Consider the following 17,039-nt stretch of genomic DNA (forward strand, 5'->3'; position numbering starts at 1 on the left):
AATGTAATGCTCAGCCGACAGTTTCGTGGCAAAGGTCGGAGTGAATTCCGACCGCGGAACGCGCGGCGTCGCTGCATCAAAAGCGGGTGAATCCCGCTGCAAAATGCACGGCCGATTGTCGCAACGCGGGACATCCGCCGCGGTCGGACACGATTGTTTGAGGACGCGTGGCATGAGCATCACGATCTACGGGATCAAGAACTGCGACACGATGAAGAAGGCGCGCGCCTGGCTCGACGATCACGGCGTCGCTTACGAATTCCACGACTACAAGACCGCCGGAATCGACAAAGCTAAACTCAAGGCATGGAGCGACGAGCTCGGCTGGGAGGTGCTGCTCAATCGCGCCGGGACGACGTTCAAGAAGTTGCCCGACGCGGACAAGAACGGACTCACCGAGAGCAAGGCGATCGCGCTCATGCTGGCGCAGCCTTCGATGATCAAACGCCCGGTGCTCGATCTCGGCGGCCGCCGCGTGGTGGGTTTCAAGCCGGATCTCTACGCAAAGGACGTGAAGGCTGCGAAGTAGTTGGAGCCGCGATCGCCGCGCGCGTGCAGGAAAATGCCGGTGGTATGATTTTCTATGTCAGCGGGAAATACCGGCCGATTTCAACGCAAGGTCCGCCGGCCGCCTTGCGACGTCGTTGCCCAGCTTTCCGCCTTGCCTAACTCCCTCGATTGACGGCATATTCCGGCGCGAAGCGGTCGCGGGTGGCGACGAGGAATCGTCCAGCCGTCCGGCAGAGCCGCCGTACAGGAAGAAGCGAGGGCCAGGCGCTGACGGCGCCGGCTTGGGGGGAATCTTTGGCTGACGAGTTCATTCTCGAGACCCACGGATTGACGAAGGAATTCGCGGGATTTTTTGCCGTTCGCGATGTTTCGCTCAAGATCCGCCGGGGCACCATTCACGCGCTGATCGGCCCGAACGGGGCCGGCAAGACCACGTGCTTCAACCTGCTGACGAAGTTCCTGACGCCGTCGGCCGGCAAGATTCTCTATAAGGGTCAGGATATTACGGCGACGGCGCCGGCCGACGTGGCACGGCTGGGCCTGGTCCGCTCGTTCCAGATCTCGGCGGTGTTTCCGCATATGACGGCGCTGGAGAACGTCCGCGTCGCCCTGCAGCGGCAGCATGGCTCGTCGTTCGACTTCTGGCGCTCCAAGAGCGTTCTGAACCGCTTCAACAGCCGGGCGCTCGAGCTGCTCGACGACGTCGGCCTCAGCGAGTTCGCCAATATTCCGGCAGTCGAAATGCCCTATGGGCGCAAGCGCGCGCTGGAGATCGCGACCACGCTGGCGCTCGATCCGGAGATGATGCTGCTGGACGAGCCGATGGCCGGCATGGGCCACGAGGACATCGACAAGATCGCCGCGCTGATCAAGCGCATCTCCGCCAAATACACGATCCTGATGGTCGAGCATAATCTCAGCGTTGTCGCCAACCTCTCCGACACCATCACCGTGCTGACGCGCGGGCAGGTGCTGACGGAAGGGCCGTATTCTGAGCTCTCCAAGGATGAGCGCGTCAAGGAAGCCTATCTGGGAGCCGGACATGCCTGAGGTGATGACGGCCACGAAGCCAGGGCAGGCGGCTGCGACCAGCACCATTCTCGACGTCAACAACCTCGAGAGCTGGTACGGCGAATCCCACATTCTCCACGGCATGAACTTCAACGTGAATGCCGGCGAGGTCGTCACCCTGCTCGGGCGCAACGGCGCCGGCAAGACCACGACCCTGAAATCGATCATGGGGATCATCGGCAAGCGCACCGGCTCGGTTCAGTTCAACGGCCAGCAGCTGATCCGCATGACCTCCGACAAGATCGCGCGGCTCGGCATCGCGCTGTGCCCGGAGGAGCGCGGCATCTTCGCGAGCCTCGACGTCCGCGAGAACCTGCTGCTGCCGCCGGTTGTGCGGCCGGGCGGGCTGACGCTCGACCAGATCTTCGAGCTGTTTCCGAATCTCAAGGAGCGGCTGAAGAGCCAGGGCACCAAGCTCTCCGGCGGCGAGCAGCAGATGCTGGCGATCGCGCGCATCCTGCGCACCGGCGCGAGCTTCCTGATGCTGGACGAGCCGACCGAGGGACTCGCGCCCGTCATCATCCAGCAGATCGGCCACACCATCGCGCGGCTGAAGAAGGAAGGCTTCACGATTCTCCTCGTCGAGCAGAACTTCCGTTTCGCCTCGACGGTCGCGGACCGCTACTACGTGGTCGAGCACGGCAAGGTCATCGACGGCTTTGCCAATGCCGATCTGTCGGCCAACATGGACAAGCTGCATACTTATCTCGGCGTCTGACCAGCGCCAGCGACGCTGACCTGGCAGTTCCTTCCGCGGTTTCTCGCGGTTTCTTGGTAGAATCTCTTGGCAGTTCTCTTGGCAGTTTTCTTGGAAAGTTCTGGAAGTTGGAAATGAAGAGCAAATTCATCGCGTCGCTGTTGCTGGGAACGGCACTCACTCTCGCCGCTGGCAGCATCGCTTCGGCCGGCGACAAGACCGTCAAGATCGGCGCGCTGTCCGATCAGTCGGGTCTTTATGCCGATCTCGGCGGTCCCGGCTCGACGCTCGCAGCGCAGATGGCGATCGAGGATTCCGGCCTCACCGCGAAGGGCTGGAAGATCGACGTCATCTCCGGCGATCACCAGAACAAGCCGGATATTGGCACCTCGATCGCGCGGCAGTGGTTCGACGTCGACAAGGTCGACGTCATCGTCGACGTGCCGAACTCGGGCGTGGCGCTGGCGGTGAACAACGTCGTCAAGGAAAAGAACGGCGTCTACATCAATTCGGGCGCTGCGACCTCGGATCTCACCAACGCGCAGTGCTCGCCCAACACGGTGCACTGGACCTACGACACCTACATGCTCGCGCACACCACTGGCCAGGCGCTGGTCAAGGCGGGCGGCTCGACCTGGTTCTTCCTGACGGCAGACTACGCCTTCGGCGCCGCGCTGGAGCGCGATACCACGGCGGTCGTGACCGCCAATGGCGGCAAGGTGATCGGCGGCGTCAAGCATCCGCTCAACACCTCCGACTTCTCGTCCTTCCTGCTGCAGGCGCAGTCGTCGAACGCCAAGGTCATCGGCCTCGCCAATGCCGGCGGCGATACCACCAATACGATCAAGCAGGCGGCCGAGTTCGGCATCAATAAGGGCGGCCAGAAGCTTGCCGCGCTGTTGCTGTTCCTGACCGACGTCAAGTCGATCGGGCTCGACATCGCGCAGGGCCTCAACTTCACCGAGACCTTCTACTGGGACATGAACGACCAGACCCGCGCCTTCTCCGAGCGCTTCGCCAAGCGCATGAAGAACGGCGCGCCGCCGACCATGGTGCAGGCGGGCGTCTATGCCGGCTTGATGCATTACTTCAAGGCGCTGGAGGCGCTCGGCGAGAACCCGCATGACGGCGTCAAGATCGTCGACAGGATGAAGTCGATCCCGACCGACGATGCGCTGTTCGGCAAGGGCGAGATCCAGCCGAACGGCCGCACCATCCACACCGCCTATCTGTTCGAGGTCAAGAAGCCCTCGGAGTCCAAGGGCCCGTGGGATCTCTACAAGCTGGTCGGCTCGGTACCGGGCGACCAGGCCTTCACGCCGCTCGACAAGAGCGCGTGCGCCTTGTTGAAGAAATGAACCGCTGTGGCTCCGGCGGCTGAACGTCGCCGGGGCCGCCATCTTCTGGGAAACGCCGAGAGAAAACAGAAACAAGACGATGCAGGCCCTCTACGCACAGCTCCTGGTCGGACTGATCAACGGCTCGTTCTACGCGCTGCTCAGTCTCGGGCTTGCCGTCATCTTCGGCATGCTCAACATCATCAATTTCGCCCATGGCGCGCTCTACATGATGGGCGCGTTCTGCGCCTATTTCCTGCTGAACCTCGGCGGCATCAATTATTGGTGGGCGCTGCTGCTGGCGCCGATCATCGTCGGCATCTTCGGCATGGTCCTCGAGCGCACCATGCTGCAATGGATTGCCGGGCTCGACCATCTCTACGGACTGCTGCTGACGTTCGGACTGGCGCTGATCATCCAGGGCGTGTTCCAGAACTTCTTCGGCTCGTCCGGCCTGCCTTATGCGATCCCGGATCAGCTCCGCGGCGGCATGAACCTCGGCTTCATGTATCTGCCGGTCTATCGCGGCTGGGTCGTCATATTCTCCCTGGTCGTCTGTCTGGCGACCTGGTTCCTGATCGAGCGGACCCGGCTCGGCGCCTACCTGCGCGCGGCCACCGAGAATCCGACATTGGTGCGGGCGTTCGGCATCAACGTGCCGCGCATGATCACGCTGACCTACGGCCTCGGCGTCGGGCTCGCGGCGCTGGCCGGCGTGTTGTCGGCGCCGATCAACCAGGTGCGGCCGCTGATGGGCGAGCACATCATCATCGTGGTGTTCGCGGTGGTCGTGATCGGCGGCATGGGTTCGATCATGGGCTCGATCATCACCGGCTTCCTGCTCGGCGTGATTGAGGGACTGACCAAATATTTCTATCCCGAGGCTTCCAACACCGTGGTCTTCGTTCTGATGGTCCTGGTGCTGCTGGTGAAGCCGACGGGTCTGACCGGACGGGCGGCCTGACATGACATCCATCACCGACGCAACCCTGCCGATCACCCCGCGCGCGATGCGCGATGAGATGATCGTGTTCGTCATCATGACAGCGCTGCTGGCGATCGTGCCGTGGACCGGGCTGTACCCGTTCTTCGTCATGCAGGCGCTGTGCTTCGCGCTGCTGGCCTGCGCCTTCAACCTCCTGATCGGCTATGGCGGCCTGCTGTCGTTCGGCCATGCGATGTTCCTGGGAACGGCCGGCTATTGCAGTGCCCACGCGCTGAAGGTGTGGGGGCTGCCGCCCGAACTCGGCATCCTGACGGGCGTCGCCGGATCGTTCGTCCTGTCGGTGATCACCGGCTACATCTCGATCCGACGCCAGGGCATCTATTTCGCGATGATCACCCTGGCGCTGTCGCAGCTCCTGTACTTCATCTATCTGCAGGCGCCGTTCACCCATGGCGAGGACGGCATCCAGGGCATTCCGCAGGGCCGGATGTTCGGCATCCTCGACCTGTCCAAGCCGACGGTGCTCTATTACGTCGTGCTGGTCGGCTTCCTCGCCGGCTTCCTGCTGATCTTCCGCACCATCAACTCGCCGTTCGGCGAGGTGCTGAAATCGATCCGTGAGAACGAGCAGCGCGCGATCTCGCTGGGCTACAAGACCGACCATTACAAGCTGCTCGCCTTCATCCTGTCGGGGACGCTGGCGGGCCTCGCCGGTGCGCTGAAGGTGTTCGTCGCCCAGAATGCCTCGCTGACCGACGTCGAGGTCGGGATGTCCGGCCAGATCGTGCTCATGACCCTGGTCGGTGGGCTCGGCACCGTGTTCGGCCCCGTCGTGGGCGCGTTCGTGATCGTCGGCATGCAGCAATATCTGTCCGGCTTCGGCCAGTGGGTGACGGTGATCCAGGGCGTGATCTTCGTCGCCTGCGTGCTCACCTTCCGCCGCGGCGTCGTCGGGGAAATCGCCCATCTGTTCAAGCGATCCCTCTAAGTCATTGATCTGAAAAGAGATCGTTGAAAGGGCAGAAAGCGGTGGATGATCCGGCCACCGCTTCTGCTGGTGCGCGATCCGGAGTATGACAGTTCTGTGACTGGCCGGCCCTGGCCCGTTTCGGAATGGATGGATCTCGTCCCATGCTGCACTGGTTTCGCGCCGTCCTCCCGCGGGAGGAGCGGTTTTTCGATTTGTTCGCCCGCCACAACAAGGTGGTGATTCAAGGCGCCCATGCGCTGCAGGACATGCTGCAGGGCGGCGACGACATCCTCAGGCATTGCCAGCGCGTCAGCCAGCTCGAGAACGAGGCCGACAACATCACCCGCGAAGTGCTGACCGCTGTCCGCCGCACTTTCATCACCCCATTCGACCGCGGCGACATCAAGAACCTGATCACCTCGATGGACGACGCCATCGACCAGATGCAGCAGACCGCCAAGGCCGTGGTGCTGTTCGAGGTCAAGGAGTTCGAGCCGACCATGCGCGAGATGGGCACCTTGCTGGTCGACTGCGCCAACCTGATCGGAAAGGCGTTGCCGCTGTTGCAGGCGATCGGCCAGAACGTGCCGATGATCACTGCGATCACCGAGGAGATGACCAAGCTCGAGGGACGGGTCGACGATCTCCACGACATCGGGCTGAAGGAGCTGTTCCTCAAGCACCGCAACGCCAACACGATGGACTTCATCGTCGGCGCCGAGATCTATGACCATCTGGAGAAGGTCGCCGACCGCTTCGACGACGTCGCCAACGAGATCAATTCGATCATGATCGAACAGGTCTAGGGTAGGGCCGCGCCGTGGACGCTCAACTCGGCCTTCCGATCCTGGTCGGCCTCATCGCCGTCGCACTCGCTTTCGACTTCCTGAATGGCCTGCACGACGCCGCCAACTCGATCGCGACCATCGTTTCGACCCGCGTGCTCCGGCCGCAATATGCGGTGTTCTGGGCCGCATTCTTCAACTTCGTGGCGTTCGGCGTGTTCGGCCTCCACGTCGCCCAGACCATCGGCACCGGCATCATCGATCCCGCGATCGTCGACGCGCAGGTGATCTTCGCTGCCCTGGTCGGCGCCATCGTCTGGAACCTGGTCACCTGGGCCGCCGGCATTCCGTCGTCGAGCTCGCATGCGCTGATCGGCGGGCTGGTCGGGGCAGGGGTCGCCAAGGCCGGCATCTCGGCCACCGTGTGGAGCGGCCTGTCCAAGACCGTGCTCGCGATCGTGCTGTCGCCGCTGGTCGGGCTGGTGCTGGCGATGATCCTGGTCGCGATCGTGTCCTGGGCCTCGGTGCGCTCGACGCCGTTCGCGGTCGACCGCGCCTTCCGCATCCTGCAATTCGCTTCGGCCTCGCTCTATTCGCTCGGCCATGGCGGCAACGACGCGCAGAAGACGATGGGCATCATCGCCGTGCTGTTGTACTCGCAGGGCCGTCTCGGCGAGCAGTTCACGGTGCCGTTCTGGGTCGTGCTGTCGTGCCAGGCCGCGATGGCGCTTGGCACCCTGATGGGCGGCTGGCGCATCGTCCGCACCATGGGCCTGCGCATCACCAAGCTCAACCCGATGCAGGGCTTCTGCGCCGAGACCGGCGGCGCCATCACGCTGTTCCTGGCGACGTTCCTCGGCGTGCCGGTGTCGACCACCCACACCATCACCGGCGCGATCGTCGGCGTCGGCGCCGCCCGCCGCGCCTCGGCGGTGCGCTGGAACGTGGCCGGATCGATCGTCTACGCCTGGATCTTCACGATTCCGGCCTCTGCCATCGTCTCGGCGCTGACGTTCTGGCTGGTGTCGGTGCTCCGGCACTGATCCGGGGCGGGCGAGGGGGCAACTCGCCGGTTGGAGTTGCGGTGCAAAACGCCTATATGGAGGGCGCGCGGCGGCCGTGATCCCGCGCCTTTCCCATCAAATCGCCCGCTCTCTGGCCCCGAAACGACGTCCGCCGCCTCATGTCCGATACAAGTTTGACGACCGAACAGCCGTCCCGCTCCGCGCTCTCCGACGAGGTCGCGCGCCGGCGCACCTTCGCCATCATCTCGCACCCGGACGCCGGCAAGACGACGCTGACCGAGAAGCTGCTGCTGTTCGGCGGCGCCATCAACCTCGCCGGTCAGGTCAAGGCCAAGGGCGAGCGCCGCAACACCCGCTCGGACTGGATGAAGATCGAGCGCGAGCGCGGCATCTCGGTCGTCACCTCGGTGATGACCTTCGAGTTCGAAGGGCTGGTGTTCAACCTGCTGGACACGCCGGGCCACGAGGACTTTTCCGAAGACACCTATCGCACGCTGACCGCGGTCGACTCGGCCGTCATGGTGATCGACGCCGCCAAGGGCATTGAGGCGCGCACGCGCAAGCTGTTCGAGGTCTGCCGCCTCCGCGACATCCCGATCATCACCTTCATCAACAAGATGGACCGCGAGAGCCGCGACACCTTCGATCTCCTGGACGAGATCGAGAAGACGCTGGCGCTCGACACCACGCCGATGACCTGGCCCGTGGGGCGCGGCCGCGACTTCATCGGCACCTATGACATCCGCGACGGCGGCGTGCGCCTGCTCGAAGGCGGCGGCGCCAAGACCGGCGCGGCGCAGCAGATCGACATCGCCGAGCTCGGCAAGATCAACGCCAATCTCGACATGAGCCAGATCACCGACGAGCTGGAGCTGGTCAAGGAGGCCTGCAAGCCGTTCGACCTCGAGGCATTTCGCGAGGGCCACCTGACGCCGGTGTATTTCGGTAGCGCGCTGCGCAATTTCGGCGTCGGCGATCTGCTCGAAGGCCTCGGCCGCTACGCGCCGTCGCCGCGCGCGCAGGAGTCGAACCTGCGCAAGGTCGACGCCGCCGAGCCGCGCATGAGCGCCTTCGTGTTCAAGATCCAGGCGAATATGGACCCCAACCACCGCGACCGCATCGCGTTCGCGCGGCTGTGCTCGGGCAAGCTCAACCGCGGCATGAAGGCGAAGCTGGTACGCACCGGCAAGACCATGCCGCTGTCGAGCCCGCAATTCTTCTTCGCCCAGGACCGCTCGGTCGCGGACGAAGCCTTTGCGGGTGACGTCGTCGGCATTCCCAACCACGGCTCGCTTCGTATCGGCGACACCCTGACCGAGGGCGAGGATCTCACCTTCGTCGGCGTGCCGAGCTTTGCCCCGGAAATCGTCCGCCGCGTCCGCCTCACCGATGCGATGAAGGCCAAGAAGCTGAAGGAAGCCTTGCAGCAGATGTCGGAGGAGGGCGTCGTGCAGGTGTTCCGCCCGCGTGACGGTGCGCCGGCGCTGGTCGGCGTGGTGGGACCGCTGCAGCTCGACGTGCTCAAGGCGCGGCTCGATGCCGAGTACTCGCTGCCGGTCGAATTCGAGATCTCCGAGTTCTCGCTGGCGCGCTGGATCTCGTGCGACGACAAGAAGAAGCTCGAGGCGTTCATCGCCGCCAACAATTCCGGCGTCGCCGACGACGTCGACGGCGATCCGGTGTTCCTGGCCAAGAACGAGTTCTATCTCGGCTACACCAAGGAACGCGCCGAAGGCATCGTGTTCTCCAACGTCAAGGACGTGAAGAAGAAGGCCTGACGCTGCTGCTCTCCGGTCATTCCGGGGCATCGCGAAGCGATGAGCCCGGAATCCATTTTGCCTCTTGTACTGTCGCTCAATGGATTCCGGGCTCGCCCTGCGGACGCCCCGGAATGACGCGTAGAGAGAAACAGGACTCTTCCACAGTCGACTTGGCGCATGCTGCGTGATGAGACCCGTAGCGCCGCGCGCTTTTCGCCAGACGACTGGTGAGCTACGCTTCCTCTCACACCAAGCGGGGGAAAAGAAAATGCCAACGGGATCTTTGGGCCGCCTTGTCTGGCGCCAGATGGTGGCACTGTTAGCTGCGTGTGGCTTGGCGTTCGCGGCGATCGGAGCGGCAGACGCCGCCGAGGTGGTCGCGCTGGGCGCCAGCAACACCTATGGCAAGGGCGTCAATCGCGGCGAGGATTTTCCGGCCCAGCTCGAGGCCATGCTCCACGGCAAGGGCGTTCGGGTCAGCGTCGCCAACGCCGGCATCAACGGTGATACCACAGCCGGGATGCTGTCCCGCTTCGACAGCGCGGTCGATGGATCAACCCGCGTGCTGGTGCTGCAGCCCGGCGGCAACGACGCCCGCAAAGGGGTCGGCGACCAGCGCGCCAGCAGCATCAGCGCCATCATGGCCAAGGCCGCGCAGCGCCGCATCAAGGTCGTGATGGTCGAGAACGGCATGTTCCGTGGCCTGCCGCATCAGGTCGACGGTGTGCATCTGACCCCGGAGGGCTATCGCATGCTGGCCGCATCGCTGCTGCCCCGCGTGATGGGCGGCTTGCGGAAGTAGCTCGCCGCGAGGTCGTGAAGCGCGCCGCGCCGGCCTGCGGTCTCACAGCTCGATGATTCCCCGTCGCGCCGCATGCGCCACCGCATCGGTTCGGCCCGTTGCATCGAGCTTGTCGAGCAGCGAGCCGACGTGGAACTTCGCCGTATGTACGGAGATGCCGAGGCTGCGCGCGATCTCCTTGTTGGAGCAGCCCTCGGCCATCAGCGCCAGGACGTCGCGCTCGCGCGCGGTGAGCTGAAAATCATCGATCGCCTGGCCGTCGATCCTGTCGTCGCCGCTGCGCGCCTCATCACTGCCATGCAACGGCGCGACGGCGACGTCGGCGCTCTCGCCGGGCGCGACCAGCGTCAGGCCCGTGACATCGCCGAGCAGCGCCGCCAGCCGGTCGGCCAGCTCGGCATCGTCGACCGCGATCGCGATCCTGATCGGCGCGCGCGCCTTCTCGCTCACGCCGGCCTCTCGCCGATGGTCAGGGCGAACTGCACCGGCTCGCCGGCACGCAGCGCTGCGACCTCGACGACGGCGCCGACGCTGTCCGGACCGAGTTCGCGCATCATCGCGCGCATGCCCCTGAACGGCTCCTTGTTGAGAGCGGTGATGACGTCACCCTGGCGCAGGCCGGCGGCCGCGGCCGGGCCGCTCTTGTCGAGGCTCATGATCATCGCACCGAGTCCATCGTCGAGCCGGACCGGCTGCAGGCCGGCACCGAGATAGCCGCGAGCGATGCGACCATGCGTCTCGAGCTTGCTGGCGACCCGTTCGATCGTGGCCGCGGGTATCACGAGCGTCCGGCGCGGGCCGCGCACGGCCATTCCGATCGCGTGGCCCGCAGCGTCGAGCACGAGACCGCCTTCGGCGCTGTGCCGCAGCCTGGTGTCGAGCTCGATGCGCGCATCGATGTCGCCGCCGCGCAGGCTGCGCCAGGCGCCCGCCGATTGCGAGACCATCGCCAACGCCGCGGCCGGCTTGCCCTGATCGGCGGCGACGAGGATGGCCAGAGCACCGAGCGGCGGCACGCCGCCGGCAAGCGAGGCGGCCGCGACATCCTTGCCTTGGACGCGGAGCAGGGCGATGTCGGTGGTGTGATCACGCCCGGCGATCGTGACGGGGCGGGTCGTGCCGTCGGCGAAGGCGAGCACGATCTCGCCCTCCTCGGCGAGGGTCTCGTCCGCCGTGACGACGAGGCCCGGCTTCCAGACGAAGCCGGAGGCGCGCGTGCGGTGCGAATGGACCGAGACCAGTGATGGCGCTGCGGCGGCAACAGCGGCGGCCAGCGCGGAGGACAGTGAGGAGAGGGCGGACAGCTCGGGCATCGACGGCTCCATGGGTTGATCCCAATGTGGCGCGTCGATGGTCGTTGCGGAACTCCCCAGGTGGGCAGGCTGCGCTCATCCGGGCTACAAGTTGAAGTCAGAGCGTCGTCCGCGCCTTCGGCAGCGGAAAGGCGAGATCGCCGTGCTTCGACGTCTTCAGCCCCAGTCCGATCAGCGCCTCGGCGAAGCGCACCGCTGCGGCGACGCCGTCGATCACGGGAATTCCGAGCTCGGTGGAGAGGTCGTGCGCGAGATCGGCCATGCCGGCGCAGCCGAGCACGATGGCGCCGATACCGTCCTCGCGCAGCGCCGCCCGGCATTCGCCGAGCAGCGTGCCGCGGACATTGGCCTCGGGCTTGTCGAGGTCGAGCACGGCAACGTCGACGGCGCGCACCCTGCGGCAATGCTGCTCCATGCCGTAATTGCGCACGAGGTGCTCGGCGATCACCTTGGTGCGCGACAGCGTCGTGACGATGCTGAAATGGGTGGCGACGAAGCTCGCCGCATGCATCGCAGCTTCCGCGATGCCGAGCACCGGCACAGCCGACAATTCGCGCGCGGCGAGCAGGCCGGGATCACCGAAGCAGGCGATCACATGGGCGTGGCAGCCTTCTGCGTCTCCGGCCTCGACCTCCTTGAGCATGCCGACCGCGGCAATCGCCTCGTCGTAATGGCCCTCGATCGAGGCGGCGCCGAACCGCGCGGTGCGGCCGACGATCCGCGTCGACGGGCTTGCGCTGGCCTGGGCCGCCTTGGCGATCAATTCGGTCATCGTCGCCGTCATGTTCGGGTTGATGACGTTGATCACGGTCTCGCTGTGGCGGCTCATCGTCGCGTCCGTCTGCTGTCGCATCCTGCCGTGTTCTAGCCGAGTTCCGCTGTTACGGTCGAGAGCCGTTCGCGGCGCCGAACGCGCAGACGTGAACGGGATTGAGCTTGCGAATTCTGCGATCGGATCCAGCTTGGAGTCCATCCCAGCCCGAGAGTCCCATGCTCCGTGTCGTCGTGCTCCTCCTGCTGATGGTGGCCGCTCCGGTCGCCGCCGACGCGCGCCGCCAGCAGATCAATCCGGTGCCGTTCGCGCACACGCCGTGCAGCGTGCTCGACGAGCAGCCGTGCACGCCGTCGTTCTGCAGCGTCTTCGGGCCGTGGCCGTGTATTCCCGAGATGAACTATCCCTATGGCCAGAACCTGCAACTCACGATCGAGAGCCGGCCCGCCAAGGATCAGGAAGCCAAATATCAGAAGCCGGATCACGATCTCGACACGATCGGCGATCTGTTCGCAGCGCTGCGCGCGTGCTGGACGCCGCCGCCGGAGGACAGCGCCCGCGCCGGGATGCAGATGACGGTGCGCTTCAGCTTCAAGCGGACCGGCGAGATGATCGCGCCGCCACGCGTGACCTTCGCGACATCAGGCGCCCCGGCCGACACGCGCGCGACCTATCTGAAGACGATCAATTCCTCGCTCGACGGCTGCCTGCCGCTGAAGTTCACAAAGGGGCTCGGCGGTGCGCTCGCCGGCCGGCCGATCGCGATCCGCTATGTCGAGAATCGCGATCTGAAGAACACGTCGGAACGGTGATGGCGTCGTCCGCTGTGCTCCATCTCCCGACCGCATAGCCCGTCATGCCACTTCGGCTTTTCGAGCCGGCCCGGAACGACGGCGAGCGGGCGGGAGTGCCTGACGTTGAAATGCGCCACGTTGCGAGGCGGCCCCCGGAAATGATACCGATGCCCACGCACAGGTCGCGTGCAAGCGAAGGGGGACGCCGTGGGACTTCTGGTGATGGTGGTGGGGCTGGTGCTGTTTCTCGGCGCCCATGTGTTCACGACCCGGCGCGAGGCGCGCGCGAAGGTCATCGCGCGGCTGGGCGAGGGCACGTATAAGCTCGTCTATACTGTCGTGGCCCTTGCCGGCCTCGCCCTGATCGTCTGGGGTTTTGCCGCGTACCGCCACGACGGCGGCTGGATCCAGGTCTGGACGCCGCCGAAGGCGCTCAAGCACATCAATCTCGCCTTGATGCTGCCGGCGGTGATCATGATCGTCGCCGCCTACATCCGCGGCCGCATCTACACCGTGCTGAAGCATCCGATGCTGGCCGGCGTGAAGCTGTGGGCGTTCGGGCATCTGCTCGCCAATGGCGATCTCGGCGGCATCATCCTGTTCGGCTCGATCCTGGCATGGGCGGTGTTCGACCGCATCTCGCTGAAGCGCCGCGCCGACGCCGGCGGCCCGCCGATCCCGGTCGGCGGCGTTGGCAATGACGTGATCGCGGTGGTGGTCGGCATCGTCGTCTATCTCGCGCTGGCCTTCGCGTTCCATCCTGTCGTGCTCGGCATTCCCGTCATCGGGGGGTAGCGATGTCGGTGCAATCGACCGTCCGCCGCAAGACGGCTCCCGAGATTCGCGCCCGCAAGGGCGGCGAGCCGATCGTGATGCTGACGTCCTACCACGCCCATACCGCGGCGCTGGTGGATCGCCATTGCGATGTGATCCTGGTCGGCGATTCCCTCGGGAATGTGATGCACGGCTTCGAGACCACCGTGCCGGTGACCCTGGAGATGATGATCCTGCAGGGCTGCGCCGTGATGCGCGGCTCGCGCCAGGCGCTGGTGGTGGTCGACATGCCGTTCGGCTGCTACGAGGCCACGAAGGAGCAGGCGTTTCATGCGGCGGTGCGGATCCTCAAGGAGACGCAATGCGGAGCGGTCAAGCTCGAGGGCGGGGCGCGGATGGCCGAGACGGTCGCCTTCCTCAGCGAGCGCGGCATCCCGGTGATGGGCCATGTCGGCCTGACGCCGCAATCGATCAACACGCTCGGCTCGTTCCGGGCGCAGGGCCGCGACGAGGCGGATTGGGCCGCGATCGAGAACGACGCTGCGGCGATCGCACAGGCCGGTGCGTTCTCGGTGGTGATCGAGGCCGTGGCCGAGCCGCTGGCGCGCAAGATCACGCAGCAGATCGCGATCCCCACCATCGGCATCGGTGCCAGCGCCGCCTGCGACGGTCAGGTGCTGGTTTTGGAGGACATGCTCGGCCTGTCGCCGCGGGCGCCGAAATTCGTCCGCCGCTACGGCAATCTGGGTCCGGCGATCGACGAGGCGATCGAACGCTACGCGGCCGACGTGCGTACCCGTGCGTTTCCGGCGGCGGAACATGTCTACGGAATGAAGTCAAAGACCTGACGGGCGCCTCTCGCTTGATCGGCCCGTTGGCGTCGTGGTGCGCGCGGCGTCACGGGATGAATCTCCGGCGCTGGCGGAGATAGCCAAGCGCGTCATCCCTTGGTTATGTTTCAGGCTGGTCCGCGTCGCGGCGAACAACGACAAGAAGCCAAGCTCGGGGAAACTCCATGGACTGGTCGACCTATGTAACGCCGCCGATGCGGCGCGAAGCCCGTTTCGGCGATCGCGTGGTTCCGTTGTTCACGGAGCGGCCCGCGAACCTCTGGGCCATGGTCGAAGAAGCGGTGGAGCGCAACGGCGACGGCGAGGCGCTGGTCTGCGGGGCCGTGCGGCTGTCGTGGCGCGAGGTCGCCGCGACCGCCGCGCGGATCGCCGGCGGGCTGCAGGCGAGGGGCTTGCGCAAGGGCGACCGGCTGGCGCTGCTGCTCGGCAACCGCATCGAATTCGTGCTCACGCTGTTTGCCGCAGCCAAGCTCGGGCTGATCACGGTGCTGCTGTCGACGCGGCAGCAGACGCCGGAAATCGCCTATGTGCTGAAGGATTGCGGCGCCCGGCTGCTGCTGCACGAGGCTGCGTTGGCTGACCGGTTGCCGGCCGCTGCGGAAACGCCGGAGCTGGCGGGGCGCATTGCCGTCGACGATCGTCCGGCGCGGTCGGATTTTGCAGCGCTGGCCGATCATGCCGCGCACGAAAATCACGTCGAGGTGGCCGAAGAGGACACCGCGATGATCCTCTACACCTCCGGAACCACCGGCCGGCCGAAAGGCGCGATGCTCGCCCATTGCAACATCATCCACTCCTCGACGGTCTACGAGGCCTGCCTGGGGCTCACGCGGACCGACCGCTCGATCGCCGCCGTGCCGCTCGGCCATGTCACCGGCGTCGTCGCCAACATCACCAGCATGGCGCGCTGCGCCGGCACCTTGATCATCATGCCGGAGTTCAAGGCCGGCGAATATCTGAAGCTCGCCGCGCGCGAGCGCGTGACCTACACGGTCATGGTCCCCGCGATGTACAATCTCTGCCTGTTGCAGCGCGACTTCGACAGTCATGATCTCTCATGCTGGCGGATCGGCGGCTTCGGCGGCGCGCCGATGCCGGTCGCCACCATCGAGCGGCTGGCCGCCAAGATCCCGGGCCTCCGGCTGGTCAACGCCTATGGCTCGACTGAGACCACCTCGCCGGCGACGTTGATGCCCTCGGATCTGACCGCGCGCCATATCGACAGCGTCGGGCTGCCGTGTCCGGGCGCCAGCATCCTGGTGATGGACGGGCAGGGGCGGGAGCTGCCGCGCGGTGAGATCGGCGAGATCTGGATCGGCGGCGGCCAGGTCATCAAGGGCTACTGGAACAATCCCAAGGCCACCGGCGAGAGCTTCACCGCCGGCTATTGGCATTCCGGCGACCTCGGCTCCGTCGATGCCGACAATTTCGTCCGGGTGTTCGACCGGCAGAAGGACATGATCAACCGCGGCGGGCTGAAGATCTACTCGGCCGAGGTCGAATCGGTGCTGGCGAGCCACCCGGCGGTGGTCGAGAGCGCGATCATCGCCCGGCCATGTCCGGTGCTCGGCGAGCGCGTGCATGCGGTGGTCGTGACCCGCGAGCCGATGAGCGCCGAAGCGCTGCGCAGCTGGTGTGCCGAGCGGGTCTCGGATTACAAGGTTCCGGAAACCCTGACCGTGACCGCGGACCCCCTGCCGCGCAACGCCAACGGCAAGGTGATGAAACGGCAGTTGCGCGAAGCCTTGACGGCGTGATAGCCGCGTTCGGACCCTGTGGCAGAACCGGGGAGTAACGCCTTGATTCGGCTGGACTCGCCTTGCCACCGCCATGCCGATGCGGTATCGGCGCCGGCGCGCGGGCAACGGGCCGCTCGCGCGGCACTTCAAACGCATGCGCGCGCGCTCGCAGCGAACCTGACGGGATGTCCTTAGGTGTCTGAATTTATTGATGAAGTAGACGAGGAGGTCCGTCGGGAACAGCTCAAGAAGCTGTGGGACCGCTATTCGATCTTTATCATCGCCCTTGCCGTGCTGATCATCGCCGGCGTCGGCGGCTGGCGCGGCTACCAGTATCTCGAGGGCCAGAAGGCGGCCGAGGCGGGCTCAGCCTTCAACAAGGCCCTCGAACTCTCCGAGCAGAACAAGCATGCCGATGCGGAGAAGGCCTTTGCCGATGTCGCGGCCAGGGCCCCATCGGGATACCGCATGCTGGCCCGCTTCCACCAGGCTGCCGAGGCCGCCATGCGCGACAAGGCGGCTGCCGTGAAGATCTACGACGAGCTTGCTGCCGACCGCAGCATCGGGGCCGAGCCGCAGTCGATGGCGCGGCTGCGCGCGGCAGGTCTGCTGGCCGATACGGCGCCTTACGCCGACCTCAAGCAGCGCCTCGAAGGCGAAACGGCGCCTGGCGCGCCGTTCCGCCACGCCGCCCGCGAATTGCTGGCGCTGTCGGCGTGGAAGGCCAACGATGCCGCGGCGGCCCGTCAATGGCTCGACATGATTGCGCTGGATGGTGAGACCCCGCCGGGCCTGCGCTCGCGCGCCGAAGCGCTGCAGGCGCTATTGCCTGCAGTCGCCAAGAGCTGATCGCGAACCTCGCGACGGCGAACCGAGTTGATTGGAACGACGAT

At 65.6% G+C, this 17,039-nt stretch carries 18 protein-coding genes; 15 read left to right on the forward strand and 3 right to left on the reverse strand.

Annotated features, from left to right (window positions below; genetic code table 11):
* Window positions 1-172 precede the first annotated feature (172 nt).
* The 10 genes from QX073_RS04445 to QX073_RS04490 all read left to right on the forward strand — a co-directional run bounded on the left by QX073_RS04445 (window position 173) and on the right by QX073_RS04490 (window position 9,903).
* Window positions 173-529: an ArsC family reductase gene (locus QX073_RS04445; protein ID WP_315712500.1), complete on the forward strand. Its 357-nt coding sequence runs from the start codon at window positions 173-175 to the stop codon at window positions 527-529.
* A 275-nt stretch (window positions 530-804) separates the two neighbouring features.
* Window positions 805-1,560, forward strand: a complete 756-nt coding sequence (locus tag QX073_RS04450) for an ABC transporter ATP-binding protein (RefSeq protein ID WP_315712499.1) — start codon at window positions 805-807, stop codon at window positions 1,558-1,560.
* Entirely contained in the window at window positions 1,553-2,299 is a 747-nt protein-coding gene (locus QX073_RS04455) for an ABC transporter ATP-binding protein (RefSeq protein WP_315712498.1), read from the forward strand. The genes QX073_RS04450 and QX073_RS04455 overlap by 8 nt, the downstream gene beginning before the upstream one ends.
* Before the next feature lie 113 nt (window positions 2,300-2,412).
* Window positions 2,413-3,636, forward strand: a complete 1,224-nt coding sequence (locus tag QX073_RS04460; protein WP_316225375.1) for an ABC transporter substrate-binding protein — start codon at window positions 2,413-2,415, stop codon at window positions 3,634-3,636.
* A 79-nt stretch (window positions 3,637-3,715) separates the two neighbouring features.
* On the forward strand, window positions 3,716-4,579 hold the full coding sequence (locus tag QX073_RS04465; protein WP_315712496.1) for a branched-chain amino acid ABC transporter permease: 864 nt from the start codon (window positions 3,716-3,718) through the stop codon (window positions 4,577-4,579).
* Window position 4,580: 1 nt separating this feature from the next.
* Window positions 4,581-5,549: a branched-chain amino acid ABC transporter permease gene (locus QX073_RS04470; protein ID WP_315712495.1), complete on the forward strand. Its 969-nt coding sequence runs from the start codon at window positions 4,581-4,583 to the stop codon at window positions 5,547-5,549.
* A 143-nt stretch (window positions 5,550-5,692) separates the two neighbouring features.
* Window positions 5,693-6,337, forward strand: a complete 645-nt coding sequence (locus tag QX073_RS04475; protein ID WP_315712494.1) for a DUF47 domain-containing protein — start codon at window positions 5,693-5,695, stop codon at window positions 6,335-6,337.
* A 14-nt stretch (window positions 6,338-6,351) separates the two neighbouring features.
* Window positions 6,352-7,359 carry an anion permease gene (locus QX073_RS04480; RefSeq protein ID WP_315749899.1) on the forward strand — a complete coding sequence of 336 codons (1,008 nt, stop codon included), beginning with the start codon at window positions 6,352-6,354 and terminating at the stop codon, window positions 7,357-7,359.
* A gap of 140 nt (window positions 7,360-7,499) precedes the next feature.
* Window positions 7,500-9,119: a peptide chain release factor 3 gene (locus QX073_RS04485; RefSeq protein WP_315749901.1), complete on the forward strand. Its 1,620-nt coding sequence runs from the start codon at window positions 7,500-7,502 to the stop codon at window positions 9,117-9,119.
* Window positions 9,120-9,369: 250 nt separating this feature from the next.
* On the forward strand, window positions 9,370-9,903 hold the full coding sequence (locus QX073_RS04490) for a GDSL-type esterase/lipase family protein (RefSeq protein ID WP_316186910.1): 534 nt from the start codon (window positions 9,370-9,372) through the stop codon (window positions 9,901-9,903).
* Window positions 9,904-9,945: 42 nt separating this feature from the next.
* Here the strand turns inward: QX073_RS04490 and QX073_RS04495 are convergent, their stop codons facing one another.
* The 3 genes from QX073_RS04495 to QX073_RS04505 form a co-directional block, all read right to left on the reverse strand.
* Window positions 9,946-10,353 carry a helix-turn-helix transcriptional regulator gene (locus QX073_RS04495; RefSeq protein WP_315749903.1) on the reverse strand — a complete coding sequence of 136 codons (408 nt, stop codon included), beginning with the start codon at window positions 10,351-10,353 and terminating at the stop codon, window positions 9,946-9,948.
* Window positions 10,350-11,216, reverse strand: a complete 867-nt coding sequence (locus tag QX073_RS04500) for a S1C family serine protease (protein WP_316186911.1) — start codon at window positions 11,214-11,216, stop codon at window positions 10,350-10,352. The genes QX073_RS04495 and QX073_RS04500 overlap by 4 nt, the downstream gene beginning before the upstream one ends.
* A gap of 97 nt (window positions 11,217-11,313) precedes the next feature.
* The gene (locus QX073_RS04505) at window positions 11,314-12,045 is read right to left on the reverse strand and encodes an aspartate/glutamate racemase family protein (protein ID WP_315712486.1); all 732 of its coding nucleotides are present in this window, start codon (window positions 12,043-12,045) and stop codon (window positions 11,314-11,316) included.
* 161 nt (window positions 12,046-12,206) lie between these two features.
* Here QX073_RS04505 and QX073_RS04510 point away from each other — a divergent pair, with 161 nt between their 5' ends.
* The 5 genes from QX073_RS04510 (at window position 12,207) to QX073_RS04530 (ending at window position 16,995) form a co-directional block, all read left to right on the forward strand.
* Window positions 12,207-12,800, forward strand: coding sequence for a hypothetical protein (locus QX073_RS04510; protein WP_315749905.1), 594 nt, complete (start codon window positions 12,207-12,209; stop codon window positions 12,798-12,800).
* A 189-nt stretch (window positions 12,801-12,989) separates the two neighbouring features.
* Window positions 12,990-13,577, forward strand: a complete 588-nt coding sequence (locus tag QX073_RS04515) for an NnrU family protein (RefSeq protein WP_315712484.1) — start codon at window positions 12,990-12,992, stop codon at window positions 13,575-13,577.
* Window positions 13,578-13,579: 2 nt separating this feature from the next.
* The gene (panB, locus tag QX073_RS04520) at window positions 13,580-14,404 is read left to right on the forward strand and encodes a 3-methyl-2-oxobutanoate hydroxymethyltransferase (RefSeq protein ID WP_315749907.1); all 825 of its coding nucleotides are present in this window, start codon (window positions 13,580-13,582) and stop codon (window positions 14,402-14,404) included.
* Between the two features lie 167 nt (window positions 14,405-14,571).
* A complete protein-coding gene (locus QX073_RS04525; protein ID WP_316186912.1) occupies window positions 14,572-16,164 on the forward strand; it encodes a class I adenylate-forming enzyme family protein in 1,593 nt (530 codons plus the stop codon).
* A 177-nt stretch (window positions 16,165-16,341) separates the two neighbouring features.
* Window positions 16,342-16,995, forward strand: coding sequence for a tetratricopeptide repeat protein (locus QX073_RS04530; RefSeq protein ID WP_316225376.1), 654 nt, complete (start codon window positions 16,342-16,344; stop codon window positions 16,993-16,995).
* Window positions 16,996-17,039 lie beyond the last annotated feature (44 nt).

Source organism: Bradyrhizobium sp. SZCCHNS3052 (assembly GCF_032484495.1).
GTDB lineage: Bacteria > Pseudomonadota > Alphaproteobacteria > Rhizobiales > Xanthobacteraceae > Bradyrhizobium.